Annotated in this window: 14 protein-coding genes; 9 read left to right on the top strand and 5 right to left on the bottom strand. The window is 40.7% G+C overall.

What is annotated here, in order from left to right:
- Positions 1–466 precede the first annotated feature (466 nt).
- From RAM70_RS03035 to RAM70_RS03015, 5 genes are all read left to right on the top strand, one after another.
- Entirely contained in the window at positions 467–1,525 is a 1,059-nt protein-coding gene (locus RAM70_RS03035) for an AccI family restriction endonuclease (RefSeq protein ID WP_190381488.1), read from the top strand.
- On the top strand, positions 1,518–3,131 hold the full coding sequence (locus tag RAM70_RS03030) for an HsdM family class I SAM-dependent methyltransferase (RefSeq protein WP_045361060.1): 1,614 nt from the start codon (positions 1,518–1,520) through the stop codon (positions 3,129–3,131). Before RAM70_RS03035 ends, RAM70_RS03030 begins: the two co-directional genes overlap by 8 nt.
- Positions 3,132–3,390: 259 nt before the next feature.
- Entirely contained in the window at positions 3,391–3,648 is a 258-nt protein-coding gene (locus RAM70_RS03025; RefSeq protein ID WP_045361059.1) for a UPF0367 protein family, read from the top strand.
- Positions 3,649–3,876: 228 nt separating this feature from the next.
- The gene (locus RAM70_RS03020) at positions 3,877–4,545 is read left to right on the top strand and encodes an energy-coupling factor ABC transporter ATP-binding protein (protein ID WP_190381490.1); all 669 of its coding nucleotides are present in this window, start codon (positions 3,877–3,879) and stop codon (positions 4,543–4,545) included.
- 73 nt (positions 4,546–4,618) lie between these two features.
- The gene (locus RAM70_RS03015; RefSeq protein WP_045361085.1) at positions 4,619–5,164 is read left to right on the top strand and encodes an NYN domain-containing protein; all 546 of its coding nucleotides are present in this window, start codon (positions 4,619–4,621) and stop codon (positions 5,162–5,164) included.
- Positions 5,165–5,308: 144 nt separating this feature from the next.
- Here the strand turns inward: RAM70_RS03015 and sfsA are convergent, their stop codons facing one another.
- Positions 5,309–6,028, bottom strand: a complete 720-nt coding sequence (gene sfsA / locus RAM70_RS03010; RefSeq protein WP_312672237.1) for a DNA/RNA nuclease SfsA — start codon at positions 6,026–6,028, stop codon at positions 5,309–5,311.
- 524 nt (positions 6,029–6,552) lie between these two features.
- On the opposite strand from sfsA, the gene aroC reads away from it, so the two are divergent.
- Positions 6,553–7,653 carry a chorismate synthase gene (gene aroC, locus RAM70_RS03005; RefSeq protein ID WP_312672235.1) on the top strand — a complete coding sequence of 367 codons (1,101 nt, stop codon included), beginning with the start codon at positions 6,553–6,555 and terminating at the stop codon, positions 7,651–7,653.
- A gap of 13 nt (positions 7,654–7,666) precedes the next feature.
- A complete protein-coding gene (locus tag RAM70_RS03000; RefSeq protein WP_312672233.1) occupies positions 7,667–8,869 on the top strand; it encodes a glycosyltransferase family 4 protein in 1,203 nt (400 codons plus the stop codon).
- Between the two features lie 260 nt (positions 8,870–9,129).
- On the opposite strand, the gene RAM70_RS02995 is transcribed toward RAM70_RS03000, so the two are convergent.
- Complete coding sequence (locus tag RAM70_RS02995; protein ID WP_045361048.1) at positions 9,130–9,720, bottom strand: Uma2 family endonuclease; 591 nt, start codon at positions 9,718–9,720, stop codon at positions 9,130–9,132.
- 410 nt (positions 9,721–10,130) lie between these two features.
- Positions 10,131–10,625: a hypothetical protein gene (locus tag RAM70_RS02990; protein WP_045361047.1), complete on the bottom strand. Its 495-nt coding sequence runs from the start codon at positions 10,623–10,625 to the stop codon at positions 10,131–10,133.
- 455 nt (positions 10,626–11,080) lie between these two features.
- Here RAM70_RS02990 and RAM70_RS02985 point away from each other — a divergent pair, with 455 nt between their 5' ends.
- A complete protein-coding gene (locus tag RAM70_RS02985; protein ID WP_190381501.1) occupies positions 11,081–11,911 on the top strand; it encodes a hypothetical protein in 831 nt (276 codons plus the stop codon).
- A 129-nt stretch (positions 11,912–12,040) separates the two neighbouring features.
- Here the strand turns inward: RAM70_RS02985 and RAM70_RS02980 are convergent, their stop codons facing one another.
- Positions 12,041–12,724, bottom strand: a complete 684-nt coding sequence (locus tag RAM70_RS02980) for a DALR anticodon-binding domain-containing protein (RefSeq protein WP_045361044.1) — start codon at positions 12,722–12,724, stop codon at positions 12,041–12,043.
- A 156-nt stretch (positions 12,725–12,880) separates the two neighbouring features.
- Positions 12,881–13,318, bottom strand: coding sequence for a class I SAM-dependent methyltransferase (locus RAM70_RS02975; protein WP_288000435.1), 438 nt, complete (start codon positions 13,316–13,318; stop codon positions 12,881–12,883).
- Between the two features lie 795 nt (positions 13,319–14,113).
- Between RAM70_RS02975 and RAM70_RS02970 the strand changes: the two genes are divergently transcribed.
- Complete coding sequence (locus RAM70_RS02970) at positions 14,114–15,736, top strand: ArnT family glycosyltransferase (RefSeq protein ID WP_312672231.1); 1,623 nt, start codon at positions 14,114–14,116, stop codon at positions 15,734–15,736.
- Positions 15,737–16,005 lie beyond the last annotated feature (269 nt).

The raw sequence follows: 16,005 nt of genomic DNA, 5'->3' as shown, positions 1-16,005 counted from the left end.
TTGCTAAGATTCCGCGCTCTCTTCTCCATCTATCCGAGCAGGCCAGCAGATGTGTAGAAGAATTGTGAGAAATCTTTACTTTTCTTAACTTACACTATATTGGAAAAAATGACCAATATTTTTTAGGTCGATCTTAAAAAAATCTAAAATTTTTCGGGGAGACCACTTGCTGGGCGACATTCGGCGAAGCTCAGTCGAGCCGTTGCGGGAGGAGATGGGGATTTGGGGAGATGGGGAGATATGCCGCCTCAATTGCTTGGTATTGTCGTCTTCACGTCTTGAGTGGAATGCTAGACCCCTCTGTGCGGTAATTATCCCCAAATTGAGGTGATTAAACCGCACGGTGCGCTATTAAGTCCTATTAAGGGGTGTTAGACCGATGGAAGTGGGATAGTAGGATGGAGAGGGTTGCTCGACCGCAGGGAGCGGTATAATTGATGGCTGGGCTGAACAAGAAGGAGAATTCATGTACAAAGATGATATTCTGAACCTGATCAAGCAATCACCACTTGAGATTGATACTGAAATACAAATGACTGGAAAGCCCCCAACAATGGCTAACTCCGAATTTCTCACGAACAAGGAACAGGGTGATTGGGCTGAAACAATCGTCTTTAAGGCAGTCAATGAATATTCTGGTGATTATTTTGCTGTTAAATATGGGCGTTCCGAATCCATAGCCGCAGGTGATGATGGATTTGCTGATTTCTATATGGAATATCAGAGTGAACTTAATGCGATAGGTAAGAGGCCAGATATCCTGATATTTAAGGTCAGAGACTTTCCAGATGGAAGTATTGACATTAAAAATGATCAGCACATAAGGCAGGCTGTGGCTGCGATTGAAGTAAGATCAAGTTCTTTTTTAGCAGACAAATATGCGGCATTCATGCGGGACAGACAAGATCGGGCCATTAAAAAATGCGAAGAAATTAGACAAGACATAATCAATACCGCCCTTGGTGATCTATTAAGGCGAAAAAACCAGACAATTTACAATCTAATGTCAAATGCTACAGATGACACCTTTAGAGAATTAGACTTTCGTTGTCCGTCATGGTCATCAACAAAAGAGTTAAGAAATCTAACTGAATTACTGAAGAATCTCAAAGAAAATATAAAAATACTGCACAAACGCGATTATTTGGGCATTACCCCAAAAATTGAAGATGTTGCCTTGGTCAACAGGTGGATTCAGAAATATAATGTCAAGCATTTTTATCTACAAGTATTTTTTGACAAGGCATATATAATATCATTTAAAGATATTTTGGCACTGGTTTCAAACGATAACAATGATGGAAATAATTTTTCAATAGAAAGAGATGTAAAAAATCAAGGCAAAACTACGATCAAGATCAATGTGCAAATTGGAAAAGAAGTCCTTGGAAAAATTGATATGCCTGAACATAAATCGGCTCTGAAAGAATTAGATAGGGGTCGTCTGCTTTTTTATGTGACTTTTGCAGGCGGCAAGGGATACCTTGATAATAAAATATTTCTAAGGGATGTTATTAATGCGTGAGTTAAAATATATAGCTGAAACTCCACTTAATCATAGGAAGGATTACGGTCAGTTTTTTACACCTATGTGCGTTGCTCGCCTCATGGTACAGTGGGTTTTAAAAGATAATCCAGAAACAGTATTAGACCCAGCGTTTGGCTTAGGCGTTTTTTATGATGAAGCAATAAAAACACCTTCAGGTAATCAAGTACATTTCATGGGATATGAGATTGATAGAAATATATTTGAGTTTCTCAATCGTAATGGTGACAGTCCTTATTTGAGAGTTATCAATAGTGATTACCTCGAAGCTGAAACTGAAAATTTTGACGGTATCATTTGTAATCCACCATATATGCGATTTCAGAAATTTCTTAAGCGTCATGATATATTACCAAAAATTGAAGAAAAAATAGGTAAGAAACTTATCGGTTACTCTAATATCTCTTCCGTATTCCTTGTCAAGTCTTTAAGAGAACTTAAAATCAATGGTAACTTGGCGTATATTATGCCTTTTGAGTTTTTTAATACTGGCTACGGAAAAGAAATCAAAAAAAGTCTCCTTGAAAATCATTTATTGAAGCAAATAATAATCTTTGCCAATGAAAAAGAAATTTTCCCAGAGGCAACGACAACCGTTTGTGTGCTTCTTTGTAAAAATGACGGAAAAAAAGAAACCATTAAAATTTTACAGATTAAAAAAAGTGATGAAATAGATAAAATATCTGATATTAGTAAATTCTATCAGTGGGAAATCGAACCATCGAATTTACCATACAACAAAAAGTGGACACCTATTATTTCATCATTGTTCACTGAACAAGTATCTCCAAATGGCTTCTGTAAGTTGTCCATATACGGTACGTTTACGAGAGGTATTGCTACTGGCGCAAATGAATTTTTTGCGTTAAAAAAATCAAAAATTGAGCAACGGAAGTTGAGTGATAACAATATTTGTAAGTGTATTACAAAAAGCTCTCAAATCCGCAAAGCAGTATTTACTGAGCATGATTTTAATGTACTATACAATGAGGATAAGCCAGTCTATTGTTTAGATGTAAAAGATCACGACAACTCTGAAATACGAAATTACATAAAAGAAGGCGAAAAATTGGGATACCATGGGAGGTATCTTACAAAAACAAGGAACACCTGGTACAAAATTGAAAAGAGAAAACCAGCTCCAATTTTATTCGGAGTCTTTAGCAGGGGCAGGTTAAAAGTAATACGCAATTTCACAACAGCAATAAATTTTACCTGCTTTCATTCCTTTTATCCAAATAAATTAGGACAACAATTTATTAATAAATTGTTTGTGTATTTGCTCAGTGATATTGGACAGGAAATAATAAAAATCAATAAACGAAGTTATGGTGATGAATTAGACAAGTTTGAACCAAGGGATTTGAATGATAGCTTATGTCCAAGCCAGAAACAATTTGAAATGATCAGTGATGAAGATGCTGAAGAAGTAATTAGTATTGCACAAAATGATCACCAAAAAGCAATTCTCATGAGTAATGCTCTGATCAAAAGACTTATGGACTCCCAACAATGCGCTGCACCGGACGGCAATTCCGCTGCGCTCCATAGTGCGATCACCGATCTTGTAGGGTGCGTTCCCTGATGCAACTCCTACTGCTGCACCGATAGATTTTTGGGGAACGCACCATGCTCATTCATTGAAGCAAGTGATTGCCAGCTAACAACGCCTCTGCACACCGACTGCCGAGAGTTAATCGCTGATGACGCTAAGGTTATCCCCACAGTGAACAGCAATCAGTGAACTGAAAACTCACATCTGATCACTGATAACTGATCACTGACTTCCCAACCCCTGCTATACAATGGTTTTTGACTTGTTTTTTGGAAGGGAACGCTAAACTATGTATTCGATCGATATTACCCTGAAACTCTCGCCCATCCCCATTTCCGTGCAGCGCAAGGAAGAAGCAGCAGCAGACGCTTTGTATCAAACAATTATTAACGCTATGCGATCGCCGAATCCGGAATTATTAGAATTAACCTGCGAAAAACAAACCGATAAAAAGGTGGCGGTTTTGAGCGATCAGATCAGTGCGGTGATTGTGTCACAAAAATCCGGGGCTGCCTCCACTGGTAAAGCGCCGGGGTTTGTCGCTTGAGCCACAGAATAGTTCTTTAATCAGTTATCAGTGAGCAGTAATCAGTAATCAGTGACAAAAAAACGGCAACCGCCTACATAACACTTTCCACTGAAAACTCAAAACTCAAATCTGATAACTGATAACTGATAACTGATCACTGATAACTGATCACTGATAACTGATAACTGATAACTGATAACTGATAACTGATAACTGATAACTGATAACTGAAAAGGCTAATAATTCATGACTATAAAAGTAACAGACCTCTGCTTTAGCTGGCCGAATGGGAAATCAGTATTAAATGGCTGCTCTTTGCAAGTTCCCAGAGGAGAATTTTGGATGTTGTTGGGGACAAATGGCAGCGGTAAATCAACCCTGCTGCGGCTCTTAGCGGGATTATTAAAACCCAGTCGCGGGGAAATAGAGATACCTAACCCCCTCGGTTTTGTTTTTCAAAATCCCGACCATCAGTTAGTTATGCCAACAGTGGGGGCAGATGTGGCCTTTGGGTTGGTATCCGAGGGTTTATCCACGCCGGCAATTCGGGCCCGGGTGCGGGAATCCCTAGGGGCGGTGAATTTATTAGAAATGGAAAAACGACCGATCTATGCTCTCAGTGGCGGACAAAAGCAAAGAATCGCCATTGCGGGGGCCTTAGCTCGTCATTGCGAGGTTTTGCTCTTTGATGAACCCACCGCCCTTTTGGATGGGGATACCCAAATAGAATTAGTCTCTCAAGTGCAGAAATTGGTCAAAAACCGGGGGATTACGGCCCTTTGGGTGACGCATCGCCTTGATGAATTGGATTACAGCGATGGAGCATTTTTGTTGGAGGGTGGCAAGGTAACGGATCAGGGAAATGCCCTAGAATTAAAAGCGAGATTATTGGCAAGTGCGGCGGGAGAATCCTAGATTTTTTGTTAATATCATTAGGACGCTGTTTTTTAGAACTGCCCTTAATGCCACACGAATTACTCTCAAAGCCATGCTTAATTCTTCTGATCGTTCCCTTCTGCTGGTTGACGGCTACAACGTCATCGGCGCTTGGCCGTCCCTGAAAAAAATTAGCGATCGCCACGGTCTCGAACCGGCGCGAGACAAGTTAATTGAAACCTTAATCGGTTACACGCACCATCAGGGTTATCAAACCCAAATCGTCTTCGATTCCTACTTTCAAGACACCCCCAGCAGCCAGGAACGCTACACTAACCATTTATCGGTTTATTTTACCGCTCACGCTCAAACCGCCGACACCTATATCGAGAAAACCTGTGCCGATTTTTGGCACGATCGCGCCCCAGCTATCGGACGGATTATCGTCGCTACCTCTGATAATGCCCAAAAAATGACCGTTATGGGTTATGGGGCCCAGTGGATTTCCGCTCAACGTCTGGAAATCGAGGTGGATTTAACCGGTCGTCGTCTGAGAAAATCCCAGAGTTCTTCTCAAAGTCCCAAAGGGCGTTTTTTGTTCCATTCTCTCGATGCTAAGGTGCAACAGAAATTAGAGAAAATGCGCCACGGAATTTAGTTATCAAAAACCTTGACAAATTACCTCAAATATGTATCGACAAAATCCCCAGTAGAGACACAGGTAACTGTGTCTCTAAGCTTTTCAAGGTCAGTTGCGGTCTGGGGGATTTTGTCAAAAGCTGGCCCCTCTAAACCACTGGTTTCACAGTTGCAATTCTGCTAAACCTAAATAATTAATTCCCGTGGGTGTCACTTGGAAGCGACAGGGTAAAACCTTGACTCCTTTAGCCACTGCTTGACGCAATAACTGCCCGTATTTAGCATCTTTACTATCCCCCGGAGCAAATCGGTAACAATCACCCCGATTAATAAAGTAGAGCATAATCGCTTCCGCTGCCGGCAATAAAGCCATTAATTCGTTTAAATGCTTCTGTCCTCGCGTGGTGACAGTATCGGGAAAAAGTGCCGTTTCTCCCCGATTCCAAGTGGTATTTTTCACCTCGATATAGGTGAGGGAATTATCAGCATGGGTCAAAAGAAAATCAATTCTACTGCCGTTATTTTGACCGTAGGTCACTTCCGATCGCACCTCGGTGTCATTTTTGACCAAATCGGGAAAAACTCCCTGCAACAGGGCATTTTTCACCACCTGATTAGGAAGATTGGTATTAACTCCCACCCAAGTCTCCCCCAGTTGAATCATCTCCCAGGTATAAGCTAATTTTCGCTTCGGGTTATCACTGCGAGAAAGATAAACCGGTTGACCCTCTACACATACATCTGTCATCGGTCCGGTATTAGCGCAATGGGCCGTAATTAATTCTCCGTTGTCCAATTGTATATCGGCAAAAAAGCGTTTGTAACGTTTAATTAAAATACCCTTGACAAGAGAAGGGTAAGTGTGAACCAACAAGGAAGTCATCAAATTTTCGCCGGGTTATATCAGGTAAAGAATAGCCTTTTTTTGGCATCTTAACCTGAAGACAGAAGACCTTTCAGTTATCAGGGAACAGTGATCAGTAAACAGTAATCATACTATTTTCCTTTATTCGTAGCAGCCATTTTACTCTCTTGGGTTTGGTGGGTAAAATGTATTCTAAAATACATTCCTGCTGGCGAGCAAATGGAACGAACCACAAAGACACAAGGGACACAAAGATCGATCGGTATTATATAAGTTAAACTTATCACACAAAGAATAAGAGAGCCGGCATTTTACTCCCCTCTCCCCCCTTGCCTCCCCGATGTCGGGGGGGTTGGGGGGGTTGGGGGTAAGGGAAATTAACCATCCCTGCGATTACTTTTGAAAAATGGTATTAGTGACAAGAAAACGGCAATTTTCTACTTAAGACTGTCCACTAAAAACTCACATCCGATCACTGATCACTGATCACTGATAACCGTTCAGGTACAATAAAAGCTTGAGGCTTAATAGACATTGAGATTATGGGTAACACTTTCGGACGACTATTTCGGGTTTCCACTTTTGGAGAATCTCACGGGGGTGGGGTAGGAGTGGTTATCGATGGTTGTCCTCCGCGCTTAGAAATTTCCGAAGAGGAGATTCAAATCGATTTAGACCGTCGCAAACCGGGACAAAGCAGAATCGTGACCCCGCGTCGGGAAAATGACATTTGTGAGATAATTTCGGGCGTTTTTGAAGGCAAAACCCTCGGTACACCGATCGCTATTTTAGTGCGGAATCAGGATGCTCGCTCGCAAGATTACAACGAAATGGCCGAGAAATTCCGACCTTCCCATGGGGATGCCACCTACGAAGCAAAATACGGCATTCGCAACTGGAAAGGAGGAGGCAGATCTTCGGCCCGAGAAACCATCGGCCGGGTGGCCGCAGCAGCGATCGCTAAAAAAATCCTTAAATCTGTCTATAATGTCGAGATTATCGGTTATGTGAAGCGAATTAAAGATATTGAGGCAATCATCGACCCCAACACCGTCACCCTCGACGAGGTGGAAAGTAATATAGTGCGTTGTCCCAACGAGGAAACGGCCGCCCAAATGATCGCCCTGATCGACCAAATTCGCCTGAATAAAGACTCGATCGGCGGTGTGGTGGAATGTGTAGCCAGAAATGTGCCGAAAGGTCTAGGAGAACCCGTTTTTGATAAGCTAGAAGCCGATTTAGCTAAGGGGATGATGTCCTTACCCGCGAGTAAGGGATTTGAAATCGGATCGGGATTCGCGGGAACCTTCTTAACCGGCAGCGAACACAATGACGAGTATTTTATCGATGATAACGGGGAAATTCGCACCACTAGCAATCGTTCGGGAGGCATCCAAGGAGGAATCAGTAACGGCGAAAATATTATTATCCGCACCGCTTTTAAACCCACTGCGACTATCGGTAAAGAACAAAAAACCGTGACGCGCACCGGGGAAGAAACCACCCTGGCAGCCAAAGGAAGACACGATCCTTGTGTTTTACCCCGAGCGGTCCCCATGGTGGAAGCGATGATGGCTTTGGTATTATGCGATCATCTGCTCCGTTTTCAGGGACAATGTACGATTAGCGATCGCTTTTTCTAAACCTTTACCCGCGATGAAATTTTTATTCCTTCATGCCAATTTTCCCGCCCAATTTCGCCATTTAAGCACGGTTTTAGCTCAAGAACCCCGAAATCAAGTTATTTTCGGCACTACCAGGCAAGAGGGAGAGATAGCGGGGGTAAAAAAATTTATTTACAAGGAAAGTCGCGCTGTTTCTCCCCAAACCCATCATTATGTCCGTCCCCTTGAAAGTGCGGTTTTACAAGGTCAAGCGGTTTATGCTGTTTGCCAACAACTGAAAAATCAAGGATTTTATCCCGATATTGTCTATGCACATTCTGGCTGGGGGCCGGGTCTATTTATCAAGGATATTTTCCCGAAAACTAAGTTTTTAGCCTATTTTGAATGGTTTTATCATGCCCATGGTTCCGATGCTGATTTTGATCCAGAGGATCCCCTTAATGCTGATGCCGAGGCCCGGATTAGAATTAAAAATGCGCCAATCCTGATCGATCTGGTCAGTTGCGATCGAGGTTTATCGCCGACTATCTGGCAAAAACAACAATTTCCCCCCGAATTTCACTCGAAACTGACGGTTTTACACGATGGCATCGATACGGACTATTTCTGTCCCCGTCCCGATGTGCAGTTAGTGATTCCAGAGATAGGTTTAGATTTATCCGGTGTTAAGGAGATTGTCACCTATGCAACCCGGGGAATGGAACCCTATCGCGGTTTTCCCCAATTTATGACGGCTGTTTCCCTAATTTTAGCCCGTCGGCCTAACTGTCATGTGGTGATTGTCGGGGAGGATCGGGTTGCTTATGGGAAAACTCTACCGGACGGCAAAACCTATAAACAATTGATGTTAGAAAGCCTTTCTTTGGATTTATCCCGGGTGCATTTTACCGGTTCTCTGCCCTACGGTCAATATAAACAGGTTTTACAGGCATCGGCCGCCCATATCTATCTTACTCGTCCTTTTGTGCTGTCCTGGTCAATGTTAGAGGCTATGGCCATGGGTTGCGTCGTGATTGGTTCCGATACTCCCCCCGTGCGAGAATTAATTACTGATGGGGAAAATGGTTTATTAGTGGATTTCTTTTCTCCCCAACAAATAGCCGATCGCGTGGATGAAGTGTTAGATTATCCCCAGGGTTGGCAAAATCTGCGTTTAAATGCCAGGGAAACTATCAAGCAACGCTACGACCTCAAGCAATGTTTACAGTATCATCTAGACTGGTTATTGAGTTGATGAAATGAGAGCATTTTCAAAAAAAATACTGTCTTTTAAAGGATTAATATCGCTATTAAATCCTTTCTCTTATAATCCTAATTCCTTCCCAAGCAGGAATATTACCTGCTCGTCTTTCTTCTAATAATACGGAGGCGATGAAACGGTTAAAAACTTGTTCCCTTTTGATAGAATATTGAGAATTTAATTCTTGGCATTCTGCAACTGTTAAGTTAACCCATAATCTTTAGATAGGCGGAAAAAATCAGCATTTTATATGGTTATGTTGATTCAATAATTTTTATCCCTGCTCTAAATTCCCGCAGGGCTTGAGCATGATTTTCTGTATTAATACAACGCATCAATAAACCTACATCTAAACTCGGTAAAAGTTGCGATTTACTAACAGCTTTATATCCCTCATTTCCTAAACTATAAAACAATAACTCATCATTCATCCAAAACCAAACTTCGGGAATTTGTAACCGTTTGTATGCTTCCAGTTTATTAATTCCTCCACTACTAACAACCACCTCAATCACTAAATCAGGATGTTTTCTATTGGCTCCCAATTCATAGGATTTATCACCTTCTCTTTTAACCTTTTCAAATTCATTTTCTAAGGTGACAGAACCAGTAGGAGTAAAATCTAATCCCAAAAATTCTAAATAAATTTCTAGTAAAGCACCAATACGTTCTTTGATAGTTTCGTGTTTTTTCCCTGGCATTTTTCTAATCTCCAAAACTCCATCTAAAAAAGATAACCTTAACCCTGGGCGCTCGATTAGCTGTTCAACAGCTTTAAATTCTCTCCAGGTTAAGTCATTAATTAAAATTGGTTCTGCTTCCCGTTCAATGAATGTAGTTATCATAATTTAAACCCAAATTTAGAGAGTGAATTTTTCTCAACATGATATCAGATAAAAACAGATTATCATGAAAAATATCATAGTCTGACAAACTACCTTTAATCATACCATAGCCTTGATCAATAAACCTTTTGAGAAGGCCAAATCATCAGACCTCTTCTAAAAATCAAAAATTGTCTTGGTTGGTTAGGAGGCAGTAGTCAGTAGTCAGGAGAATTAAGAATGAATAATAATCAATTAAGTGGTCTATTTACAGATATTAGGCAATTTAATCGTTATTTTTGACGTTTTTGAACCCTCAAAAATTAACTAGGCAAGAGATATTATCTAAATTACTTGTTAATACTGCACACTTAAAACTCAAATCTGATAACTGATAACTGATAACTGATAACTGATAACTGATAACTGTCTTACTCGGCCTTTACCAAACCCTGAGAGCGAATGCAGGCCTGTTCCCAGCGACAATCGGGATTAACTTCCACCGGTTTGAGTCGCGCCCAGATTTCGCCTTGATCATCAGCATAAAAACTATCAATAATAGCAGGAATACGAGTACCAAAAGGTTCGGTAATGAAGACAGAATCGGTCAGATTAAATACTTCGCCATTGGCTCCCGTCGCTTTTTCGATGACGGGAATTTCTGCTTTGGGAATCGGTTTTCGGAATAGAGGAGCCGAATCGGAACGGGGACGGAGGGGAGATTTTATCTCGCTACTGACTGATTTTACCGTTTCCGCGGCTGGTTTTTCCTCAATTATTTCTGGAGGGGTTTCCGGGGGTTTCGGGGGTACTGCAGCCCTAGAACCCTTTTTAATAATTTGTAGAGGTTGTAGGGGAGGAGTGGCTTTAATTGGCTCTTCGGGGGGTTCAGGGGTGCTAGGGGTTTTCTTTGGGGGACGTGGCATAGTAGGACAAGGAAAATAAAAACTATAGGATTATTGAAGCACATCAAGCCGCTAACCCGCTCGACCGGTGCTTGTATCAATAGATATCTAGGGTTTGCGGCAAAAAGTTTTTCGTGGGGGTGGGGTGTGGGGTGTGGGGTGTGGGGTTTTATGGCTGGCACTTTTTGATGGTAAAAAAGTCTAAAAGTTTTACTCAACAAGGTTTTTAGATTTATTCAGCCAACCCTATCTAGGAATTAGTCGATTCCCCTCTCCCCCAACTTATTGAAAAAAATTTTCATTAAGTATTGACAAAAATTCCTAATAAGCTTATGGTTATTTATAGTGTTCTCCTCTTAAGGATCGGCAGTGGAACCGCGCGGCAGTCTCTAACAATGCGGTTCCCATTTTTTTTTGGAACGATAGAAGGCTTTTAACGTCTCTAAACTTCTAGGTTTCCTCATCCTTTGGCTTTTATGAACGATAATTCCGACCTGTACCTCGATCATCTCACCCATGCGGATACTGTCATCACTGCTGAAATTGTCGAGCATGAGAGTCAATCAACAGATGAGACAGATTGGCCGGCTCTATCCTCTCATTTACGTCAACAAAATCAAGAATTACAAGCGGAGATCTGGCGACGGGAGCAAGCTCTCGCGGAACTGCGATCGCGGTTAGCCGAGCAACATCGTCGCTTGCAAAGTTGTGATACCCTAATCCAGCAGCAAAACGAGGAACTGCAATACGAAAAGCAACAATTACAGCGAGCTTTAGGAGAAATCGAACAGTATCGTCAAGCAGAACAACGGCAACCGATGATTATTGCCAATTTGACCGCAGAATTGACCCGCACGCGCCAACAATTAGCCCGTTTAGAGCGAGAATGTGCCTTAATTCAGGAAAGTTATCAGGAAAAAAGCCAAAAACTGTGCAACTATGACCAGCAATTGCAGGAATTACGCACCCGTCTCCAACGTCAGCAACGCTACACCCTCCAGTATAAAGCGGCCTTGGCCCAGTATTTCCAGGGCGGTAGCGATCGCAATTCTGCCCCGGATTTAGCCATTGTCGCCAAGGCAGCCGCGATCGAGCCTTGGTCTCAGACAGAGAATCAAGAAAGCGATGAAGTGGCTCCCATCGATGAGTTTTTAGCGGAATTAGAGACAATTGAGCCAGTAGAATCCTTAAATAAGAAAGACAGGGATTGGCCCGCACCTGTCATCTCTCCTTCCCCGAAATATTCCTCTTTTCGGGTCGATTTGCCCACTTTTATTAAATATCGCCAAGAAAAAGATAATTCCTGAACAACAGAAAGAGAGCCGGCGACTGTCCATGTTTCGTCTCGGCTCTCTATTCTGGCTCGCTCCTCACACTAATTAAAATCTATCATAAGCTAGTGATTTTGTCCACTCAATTCACAAAAGTTAATATTTTTATAGTTCCGTCAACGGTAGCAGTTGCCATTTTTGACGGAGAAGACGGTTAAGTAGTTTTTGACTGACGCTAATCAGGATTAATCTCGATCGCTGAATTGGGGACGATTCTCCGATAATGCGACAGTTACGCTCAAAATTGAGCATCGCTTCGCAAAAATTTGCGGTTAAGGGATAGAGTTTCTGGCCTTCCCAACAATCACAAACGGTTAAAATTTGCAGGATTAAGGCTATTTCGGCGGGATGATGCCAGGATAATAGTTCTGGCTCGGTTAATCTAATTTTTTCCCTATTGAGCAGTTGGAACAAACTAGAATAGCGAGCGTGGGTATATTGAAATAAAAAGAAAAATTCTCCTTCGGGATGGAGAGGAAGCTGATCAGAGAAAAACTTATCGATTAAATCGTTTAGTTTCAGTAACCAAAAGGACAAAAATTGTTGATCTAATAATAATTCTAGCCATCCTTCTTTAAGCTGAATTTGCGGAAAAAGGGCGATTAAATGGTTAAATATGGTTTGACATTGAGCGGGCGTAAAATAATAAAACAGAGGTGAACGATAGAGAATACTATCAGTTTTTGAGCAACGATATAAAGTTAATTTATGGTTGTTTTCTGGAAAAATATTAATTAATTGTTGTTTTAAGCAATGCTCGATCGAGGGGTGATTGCAGATAAAATTCATACTCAGAAGCAAAGCAAACGCATCTCAATAATCCTTGACAAAATGAACTTTATCTGGGTTGCCTACCCAGAGGGCGATTCAGGCATATTTGAGGAGAATTTGCCATCTCCGGTCGAGTTCGTAACTATTCTGATTGACTGGTATCACTTGAAATGCCTACACAACAAGCGGATCACAAAATTGGGCAATTGTCAATAGCGTTTGAGATGCGCTAACCCTGATTTCGGGTTGCACATGGACAGCGAAGACTTGTTCTACTAAATTCGTGATAGGAAAACTAAAATAACCTGTCCCCGCACCGATATCTGTCACAGGGGCTGTGGGTTTTAAATGTAGTGCGGTGATCAGATCATCGGCTTTTTCTGTGAAACTGCGACTAGGACGTTCTAACCATAACATTTCTTTGTGTCCCATAAATTTAGCGATTTCCCGTCCTAGATAAAATTTACCGATACCATTGCGACTATGAAGGGAGCGAATCTGATAATATTGCTGCTGTGCTAAAACTGAAGCATCGTAGGTAAAATTTAATAATCCGAAACTACAGCAAAGCAGCATTAGGCAGGTGACGATAAGAAGAATTCGTTTGATCATCATTGGCAACCCAGTGGGGTATCGTTGAAATTAGCTGCAGACCATTGTCCAAAGACATCTTAACAGAAACACCTAATCAATAAACCTCTGGTAAAAATCAAAAATTGTTGTTAGGATTAGGATTAGGAGTCGGTCGTCGGTCGTCAGTAGAATCAAGAATGAATAATAATCAATTAAATGGTCTATTTACAGATTTTATGCCATTTAATCCTTATTTTTGCCGTTTTTGAACCCTCAAAAATTCATTAGGCAAGAGGTTTAATCTATAATAAATCGGATACGCATATCGATTAAAGGTCTTCGTCACCCGATTCAGCAAGAGATGACGATGCCCTATCAGGTTATACTTCATCTTGATGAGAAACGCTGTCATCGGGGGGAGGGTTTTTGCTTGTTGTAGCCACTGCTTGTCAATTTACTTTACAATTCTGGTAGTTTTTGATAACATCTTGGTAGAATGTCTCTGGTTTTCTGCCAGCCAGGAGATGGTTTATATCAAGGATTATCCTAGTGTAAGCAATCTTCTCGGCTTTCCAGAAAACATGGCCGATTAACCTGAAATTTATGGGCATCTTAGATGAGCAATCTTGAGGGAAAGTGATTTGGTATTTTTTTTGACATTTTAACCTCACAAAAATCTTTTGTCATGAGGATGTCATTTTGATCTACTATCCTAAAACCAGAAAGAAAATAATCAAATAAATAACCGCCATGAATCAAGAAGAAAAGCTGTGAACTGGAAAAAACTGTTACCATTTGCGCTCCTTCAATACAATAATTAGTCTGTTTAATTCCATGGTAAAAACTGAGCAAATCCAAGTCATTATATCGAAATTTAAAGATGCCACTCTCTGGTTACTATTTTCTCTATCGGCAATCATCTTGCTGTGGAAATTAGGACAGAGGAGTTTAGAAGATTGGGATGAAGCTATATATGCACAAATTTCCAAAGAGATTGGACAAAATGGTGACTGGATAACTCTACATTACGGATATGTGCCTTGGTTTCATAAACCCCCCCTATTTATGTGGTCAACCGCTGCTTTTTTTCAATTATTTGGGGTTGACGAATTTTGGGCAAGAGCCGCTTCGGCTTTATCGGGAGTCGCCTTAATTGCTATTATCTATTTAATTGGTAAAAAAGTTTATGGATATTGGGCAGGAGTTTTTGCCTCGTTGATTTTGTTGGCAAGTTATCAATTTGTCCATTCTGCTCGGTTTGGTACCACCGATATGATGTTGACATTCTTTCTGTTTCTATCACTTTACGGTTATCTTCATCTTCGCCAAGGCAATCAAAAATGGTGGTATTTTATTGGTACTGCTTGTGCCTTGGCTTTTATGGTTAAAGGTTTTGCTGCCATTGTTGCACCAGCTGCCATTATGATAACGCTGTTGATTGAAAGACAGTTATTAACTACTTTTAAATCAAGGCATTTTTGGCAAAGTATTGTCTTGGCTACTTTGATAATTCTTCCCTGGCATTTAACAGTGCTACTACAGCATGGACAGGCTTTTTTGGGGAAATACTTAGGTTATCATGTGATTGAACGGGCAACCCGTCCCCTAGAGGGAAACAGTGGAGACTTTCTCTCATATTTCCGAACAGTTATTAAATTCTTTTTTCCTTGGGTTTATCTAATTCCTTTTGCCTTTATCGTCAGTGTTAAAGATACTTTAAAGCCCCATAGCTCGTCAAGAATTCTAATCGTTTTCTTTCTGGTGGTTTTTGGTCTATATAGTTTGGTATCAACCAAATTAAGCTGGTATATTCTTCCCCTTTATCCGATTTTGGCAATTTTTATCGGTTATTTATTTCAAAAGGCACAAGCTTCTTCTACTGCTCGTTCGTGGATATTGATTAGTATCGCAACTGTAGCTTTAGTTATTTTTCCTTTAACGCCTCTCAAAATTGTTGGCATTATCAGTCCTTCAGTTAAACAGATAGTAGCAGTTTTCTGTTTTGTGATTGCGGCAACTCTACTTGTTCTCATTTTACTGAAAAGGCTTACTCCTAAATCGGCGACTATTTTACTATTTGCGGTTTTTGTCTTTTCTGGAATCAGAGAAGTTAGAGGACTTTATACTGCAAGAGTAACTCCCCTAGCTGCTTTAGCACAAGTGGCAGGGCAAGGGGATTTTAGTAAGAATAAGAAAAATCCCTTAATAATTGCTAAGTTATCTGCTAGTCTTAATCATCCCAGTGCCTTATTTTATAGTAATAGACCGGTTTGGTGGGTGAGGAGTGCTGAAGAACTTAAAACTGCCGTCAATAGCGATAAAAATCATGAAATTATTATGAGTAAAGAAGATTTTGATAATTTATCTTCCGAATATGAAATTCAAGTATTAGCTGAAAAAGCTAGTCTAGTTTATGCTAAAATTTATCCTAAGAACTTTCCTAGAATAAATAAATAAGTAAGATATCTATTTGATAGATAATAATTATTTAATTCTGTAGCTTGATATTGCTACAATCTAGGATTAGATAACGAGGAAAAGATTAAAATCTTCCGCTTACCTGATCATGAATATACTTGTTAGTCTTGCTCGATTACATAGAAAACAACTTAGTTTCGCTCTTCTGGTGTTTTTGATTATAGGTAGCACTTGGTTAGCTTTCTTATTTGCTCCAGAAAGAACAAATGATGGTCTTGTTCATTTATTTTGAAATAGTTTTTGGGCAG

The sequence above is a fragment of the Microcystis wesenbergii NRERC-220 genome (assembly GCF_032027425.1).
Taxonomy (GTDB): Bacteria; Cyanobacteriota; Cyanobacteriia; order Cyanobacteriales; family Microcystaceae; genus Microcystis; species Microcystis wesenbergii_A.
The sequence above is the reverse complement of the archived record's forward strand: the minus strand, read 5'-3'. Positions and strand labels throughout refer to the sequence as shown.

Bases quoted from the DNA above. Each gene is read 5' to 3' on its own strand.
- RAM70_RS03035 (WP_190381488.1), top strand. From the start codon at position 467: ATGTACAAAGATGATATTCTGAACCTGATCAAGCAATCACCACTTGAG.
- RAM70_RS03030 (WP_045361060.1), top strand. From the start codon at position 1,518: ATGCGTGAGTTAAAATATATAGCTGAAACTCCACTTAATCATAGGAAG.
- RAM70_RS03025 (WP_045361059.1), top strand. From the start codon at position 3,391: ATGTATTCGATCGATATTACCCTGAAACTCTCGCCCATCCCCATTTCC.
- RAM70_RS03020 (WP_190381490.1), top strand. From the start codon at position 3,877: ATGACTATAAAAGTAACAGACCTCTGCTTTAGCTGGCCGAATGGGAAA.
- RAM70_RS03015 (WP_045361085.1), top strand. From the start codon at position 4,619: ATGCTTAATTCTTCTGATCGTTCCCTTCTGCTGGTTGACGGCTACAAC.
- sfsA (WP_312672237.1), bottom strand. From the start codon at position 6,028: ATGACTTCCTTGTTGGTTCACACTTACCCTTCTCTTGTCAAGGGTATT.
- aroC (WP_312672235.1), top strand. From the start codon at position 6,553: ATGGGTAACACTTTCGGACGACTATTTCGGGTTTCCACTTTTGGAGAA.
- RAM70_RS03000 (WP_312672233.1), top strand. From the start codon at position 7,667: ATGAAATTTTTATTCCTTCATGCCAATTTTCCCGCCCAATTTCGCCAT.
- RAM70_RS02995 (WP_045361048.1), bottom strand. From the start codon at position 9,720: ATGATAACTACATTCATTGAACGGGAAGCAGAACCAATTTTAATTAAT.
- RAM70_RS02990 (WP_045361047.1), bottom strand. From the start codon at position 10,625: ATGCCACGTCCCCCAAAGAAAACCCCTAGCACCCCTGAACCCCCCGAA.
- RAM70_RS02985 (WP_190381501.1), top strand. From the start codon at position 11,081: ATGAACGATAATTCCGACCTGTACCTCGATCATCTCACCCATGCGGAT.
- RAM70_RS02980 (WP_045361044.1), bottom strand. From the start codon at position 12,724: ATGAATTTTATCTGCAATCACCCCTCGATCGAGCATTGCTTAAAACAA.
- RAM70_RS02975 (WP_288000435.1), bottom strand. From the start codon at position 13,318: ATGATCAAACGAATTCTTCTTATCGTCACCTGCCTAATGCTGCTTTGC.
- RAM70_RS02970 (WP_312672231.1), top strand. From the start codon at position 14,114: ATGGTAAAAACTGAGCAAATCCAAGTCATTATATCGAAATTTAAAGAT.